This is a genomic window from Acinetobacter sp. GFQ9D191M, assembly GCF_011174875.1.
GTDB lineage: Bacteria > Pseudomonadota > Gammaproteobacteria > Pseudomonadales > Moraxellaceae > Acinetobacter.
The window spans coordinates 1-1,127 of the sequence record NZ_JAALGV010000141.1 but is presented as its reverse complement, the minus strand read 5'-3'; the positions used below and the strand labels follow the sequence as shown (position 1 = coordinate 1,127).

At 40.3% G+C, this 1,127-nt stretch carries 1 protein-coding gene; it reads left to right on the top strand.

The genetic code is table 11. The features are described 5' to 3' along the window. A partial coding sequence (locus G5T77_RS16385; RefSeq protein WP_166236255.1) for an IS4-like element ISAbe18 family transposase occupies nucleotides 1-1,127 on the top strand: 1,127 nt, incomplete at both ends.

Below are 1,127 nucleotides of genomic sequence, written 5' to 3'. Positions count from 1 at the left end.
CATCAGAATACCGTATTTCATGAGCTAATTAAACCTGTTGTGCGACAGGATTTTGAACAACTTGCTAAAGTACACCATGTTGGACAGAAATTTAGAGCGGCTTCCCGGTGGGATCAGTTTATTGCCATATTGATGTCTCAATTCTCTTGTAGGCAAAGTCTGAGAGATATTCAATCCAATTTGGAGTGCCAACAGGAAAAGCTAAGTCATCTCGGAGCAAAGTCTATTCCCCGAAGCACGCTGGCACGAATCAATGAGCAGCAGCCTGCTGCCTTGTATCAACAGCTATTTTACAAGTTGCTTAAATACTATGACCACTCAAAAGTCGCTCATAAATTTCGCTTTAAGAATCCCTTGTATTCCTTGGATGCCAGTCATATTGACCTGTCGCTTTCCTTATGTGAATGGGCCAAAGTTCACGACTCAAAAGCCAGCATGAAACTCAGTATAGGATTGAATCACAGCAATGATATTCCTGAGTTTGTTGCAGTTGAAAATGGCAAAGAAAATGACATGGTACAAGGCCGCAAATTCCAGTTTCCTGCTGGCAGCATTGTAGTTTTTGATAAAGGCTATGTCGATTACCAATGGTATGCAAATCTGACTGCTCAAAACATTGGATTTGTCACACGTTTTAGGCCTAAATCTGTGTATCAGGTGATCCAGCAACATCCAGTGCTTGAATCCAAAGGTATTCTAAAAGATGAAACCATTCAGCTGAATAGCGCACATGCCCTAAAAAGAAAAGCCCCAGTGTTAAGAAGAATTGAATATAGAGATCAGCAAAGTGGCAAGCACTTTAGCTTTCTCAGCAATAACTTTCATTTAGCCGCCTCCACCATTGCGGCGATTTATAAAGATCGTTGGAAAGTTGAGCTGTTCTTTAAGGCGATTAAGCAGAATCTCAAATTAAAAGCGTTTCTAGGCCGCAGCAGGAACGCAATTCAGACACAAATCTGGATTGCGATGATCGCCTATTTATTGGTGAGTTTCGCTCAACATTTAGGAAAAACAGGTTGGACAGTTCAACGTTTACTCAGAATAATTCAAGTGAATTTGTTTGAAAGAAGAACTTTAAAAGCTTTATTTTCACCCGATAAAATACCCATAAAACAAGAGGAAGCTCA